General features: G+C 66.7%; 3 protein-coding genes. 2 read left to right on the top strand and 1 reads right to left on the bottom strand.

All coding sequences use genetic code 11. The features are described from left to right. Positions 1-459 precede the first annotated feature (459 nt). Positions 460-1143 carry a TetR/AcrR family transcriptional regulator gene (locus EBN03_RS33445; protein WP_122192175.1) on the top strand — a complete coding sequence of 228 codons (684 nt, stop codon included), beginning with the start codon at positions 460-462 and terminating at the stop codon, positions 1141-1143. Here EBN03_RS33445 and EBN03_RS33440 read toward each other — a convergent pair. Next, positions 1131-1679 (bottom strand): hypothetical protein, encoded by a 549-nt coding sequence (locus tag EBN03_RS33440; RefSeq protein ID WP_147471804.1) that lies wholly within the window; start codon positions 1677-1679, stop codon positions 1131-1133. The genes EBN03_RS33445 and EBN03_RS33440 overlap by 13 nt on opposite strands. Positions 1680-1775: 96 nt before the next feature. On the opposite strand from EBN03_RS33440, the gene EBN03_RS33435 reads away from it, so the two are divergent. Beyond that, entirely contained in the window at positions 1776-3248 is a 1473-nt protein-coding gene (locus tag EBN03_RS33435; protein WP_122192173.1) for an amidase, read from the top strand. The last annotated feature ends 972 nt before the right edge of the window (positions 3249-4220 follow it).

Here is a 4220-nt window from a genome sequence, read left to right as displayed (position 1 = left end):
CCAAAGAGTGGCAAGGAAAAACGCTGGTCATCTTCGATCCGGATTTGAGTAGACGGGTGTTCTTGGTCTACAACCGAAGTGAACCCTAGTGTGGGGGTCAGGGGTTCGAGTCCCCTTAGCTCCACCCGTCAATGCAGGTCGGGCCCGGTTTGATACCGGGTCTGACCTGTCTTATTCCGCCAGCCCTGCGCTTACCCCACGTTTTCAATTCAATTTGCGCCGTGCAGCTGAATGCCGGACGGTGTATGCGTTACTCCATGTCGTTCCGGCGCGCCGCTGTCCAACACCACCAGTGTCAGTTCCGCGGAAACGGCCCATTCCCACCGGAGAGGTGGTGCAGCCGGGCGGTAGCGTCGGGGGACGGGTCCACTGAGCGCCGCGGCGATGATGCGGCTCGCAGCTGCGAGGTCGAACGGCGCCAGATCGGGGCGGGGCAGTAGCGCTGGGTACGGTGTCGGGATGCCGCGCGAAACGTTGACCAGGGAGCAGGTAGTTACGGCTGCGGTGGAGGTGCTCGATGCCCAGGGCGTGGCCGGGCTGAACATCCGCCGGCTCGGCGCCCAGCTGGGGGTGGCGGCGACGGCCATGTACTACTACGTCAAGAACAAGGACGAACTCGTCACGCTCGCCGCGGATCTGGTGTGGCACGAGATCGAGTTGCCCGATGCCGCGACTACCGACTGGCGTTCGGCGGCAACGATGTTGGCCCATCAAGTCCACGAGATGATCGACCGGCACTTCTGGTTACTGGCGGCCATGAGCACGCATATGATCTACGGACCCGGCAAAGCGCGATTCGACGAATGTGGCCTCGAGGTGTTCGAAGGCGCGGGGTTTGCCGGTCGTGACGCGGACCGGGCCGCGGCGACCGTGCTGATGTACGTGATCGGTGCGGCGCAGGGCTCGGCCGCCCAACGTGCGTGGGAGGCACGGTTGCGGCGCGACGGCGACGGCGCAGATGCGCGCCACGACGACGCGCTCGCCTTCGTCACCGCGACCGCTGCACAGTTCCCTCGGCTGCGAGCCCGCCTGGACTCGCCCGATCCGGTCGAAACCCACACCGACAGTACCGATTTCGAATTCGGACTGCGTACCGTGCTCGATGGACTGCAAGCCCGGCTGGCCGCCGGTCAGGAGAAATAACCGGCCGCTGCGGGCATCGTGAGCGCGCCGATCACGGCCAGTGAGCCAACGGTCGCGAGCAGCCATCGCAGCACCGTCGCCGGCCGGTACCAGGCCGGCAACGCATCGGCCGCGGCGCGCAGCACGGAACGAATGTCCAGGCCCTGCACTCGCGGATCGTCGAGCTTCGCGAACGCCGACACCGTCACCGGAACAGCGAACACCTGGATCGTGGTCACGTAACCGACGCCGAGCAGCACCAGCGGCTGTACCGCAAACGTCGATACCCGCCCGATCTCACTACCGGAGAGGTTGAGTGCGGCGAGCACAACGAGAACGGCAGCGATCGCGTAGCCCACGGCGAACCCCCACCGGCCTTCTTCGAGCCGGATCCCATGCTCGCCGAGGACCCGCGGGTCCGCACCCTGCCGCACCGCCTCCGCGTTTACCGCCCGCTGAGCACGCGGCCCGGCGGTGCGGTACGCGACGAGCATGATTACGAACATTCCGGCCAGCAGCAACTGCAACAGGCCGGCAAGCGCCACAACGATAGGCACGGCATCTCCTCACAAGGTTTGAACTAAGCTAAAATTCAACGTAGCAGCTATTTGAGCTTTGCTCAACAAACGATCGAGTCGGGTAGGGTCGAAGCTATGGAGTCCAGTTACCTTTCGGCAGAACAACTCTCATCCGCCCTGCGGGCCGGCACGGTGACCTCGGTGGAACTGACCGATGAGGCGATCGCGCGAATCGAGCGGGACGACACGATGATCAACGCGATCTGCGTGCCGGACTTCGACCGCGCGCGGGCCGCCGCCCGCCGGGCCGACCAGGCCCGCGCTCGCGGTGCGGACCTGCCGTTGCTCGGAATTCCGGTCACGGTCAAGGAGTCCTACGACATCGCCGGACTGCCGACGACCTGGGGGATGCCGCAGTACGCGAACTACCTGCCCGCCGAGGACGCGGTGGCGGTGGCGCGGGTGAAGGCCGCCGGCGCGGTCGTTCTCGGCAAGACCAACGTGCCGCTCATGCTGCGGGACTGGCAGAGCTACAACGAGCTCTACGGCACCACCGCCAATCCGTGGGACCCCACTCGCACGGCCGGGGGCTCGTCCGGCGGCTCGGCGGCGGCGCTGGCAGCGGGATTCGGTGCCCTGTCGCTGGGCTCCGATCTGGCGGGCTCACTGCGCAACCCCGCCCACTGCTGCGGAATCTACGCGCACAAGCCGACATTCGGGTTGGTGGCGACCCGCGGGATGGTGCCACCTCCCGCACCGGCGCTCCCGATCGACGGCGAGATGGCGGTCTGCGGTCCGATGGCCCGCACCGCCCGCGATCTCACCACGCTGCTGGAGGTCATGGCCGGACCGGACCCATCGACCCACGGCCTCGCCTACGCGATGCGCCTGCCACCGGCTCGCCACCGCCGACTCGCCGACTTCCGAGTCCTGGTACTCGACGAACATCCGTTCCTCCCCACCGGTTCCGCGGTGCGGGCCGCCGTGCACCGGGTGGGCGGCGCGCTCGCCGATGCGGGGGCCCGCGTCGAACAGCACAGCCCGCTGCTGCCCGATCCGGTTGACGCCGCGATCCTCTACGCGCAGCTGCTAACTTCCCATGCCGCCGCACGCATTCCACTCGAGGTGTACGAGCGGCTGCGCACCTCCGCCGCCGAACTCGGCGCGGACGATCGCGGTCTCGACGCGGCACGGCTGCGCGGCACGGTCATGAGTCACCGCGAGTGGCTCGAAACAGACATCCGCCGCGAACAGCACCGCCACAGCTGGCGACGGTTCTTCGCCGAATTCGACGCCGTGGTGTGCCCGATCGCGCCGACCCCCGCGTTCCCACACGACCACAACCCCGACCGTCGAGCACGCCGGATCGACATCGACGGCCTCGAACACCCCTACCTCGACCACTCCCTCTGGCCCGGACTGGCCACCATGCCCGGACTCCCCGCCACCGCTATCCCTGCCGGCCACTCCCTCGAAGGACTGCCGGTCGGCGTCCAGCTCATCGGCCCGATGTTCGAAGATCGCACTCCACTGCGGCTCGCCGAGCTGCTCGAACAGGCGATTGGCGGCTTCCGGCCGGCAGCCGAATCCGCCGATCGCAGTAGGTGATCACGGCGCGGAACCGGACCGCGCTGCCTGGCCACGCGTTCGTAGGCGTCGGCGGCGTTTATCAGCGGATGGGGCTCGACCATCGGTGTCACCACGCCGGTGGCGACGAAATCGAGTGCCTGGGTGAGGTATTCGAAACCGCCGTGGCTCGCGCCGATGATTGTGGTCCACGCCGACAACCGTGACCAGGCGGAGTTGCGGACCTGGCACCGGGCACCGCAGGTCGTTCACTACTCGTGGTAGCCGCCGTTGACCACTGGGACGTTGCGATGGGACAGGGCGACCTGCGAGCCTGCCGATCCGTCTGGAACGAGCGGACCGCATCGAGCTGAGAGCCAACGTGGGATCTGTGAACCCCGTGCACCGCGCATCACGCACGGCTGGCGTCGTGTGCCGGGTCGAGACGGTGTGGATACAGACTCGAGCTGGCCCCACGGTTACCCCACGCTTTCGTCGCCGATGCGGTGCCGGCGTCGGGCGACCGAGCGAGGTCTGCTCGCGGGCCATCGTCTGTCATTACGCCATTCTCCCTGCTCGAGCACCAGGGACTGTCTCGGTCGTCAGGGTCGCCGCTCGGCCGCCGATCTACTTGACGTCCTGACCGCCCGGCAATGAGGTTGAGTGTCCGATGTGGTGCTCTTCCGGGGTCGCCCGGTGGGGAAGCTGTACAGTCGGTCTCGACGGGGGCTTCCTTGTCGAACACGGTACTTCCGTTGTCGCCGAACATGATTCGTGGGTTTGTGAGCGATTGATCCGGCCACGTCCGGTGTCGTCGCGGAGATGGTCATCGGTGTCGGTGCCGAATGTAGCGACAGCGCCAGACCGAGGAGTCTCATGACTCTCGTTGTGGGGGTCAGGGGTTCGAGTCCCCTTAGCTCCACCCATTGATGCAGGTCAGGCCCGGTATACTGCCGGGCCTGACCTGTTTTTATTCAGCCAACCCCGCGTTTACCCCACGGTTTGGATTCAATT

The organism is Nocardia stercoris, assembly GCF_003696265.1.
Lineage (GTDB): Bacteria > Actinomycetota > Actinomycetes > Mycobacteriales > Mycobacteriaceae > Nocardia > Nocardia stercoris.
The sequence above is the reverse complement of the archived record's forward strand: the minus strand, read 5'-3'. Positions and strand labels throughout refer to the sequence as shown.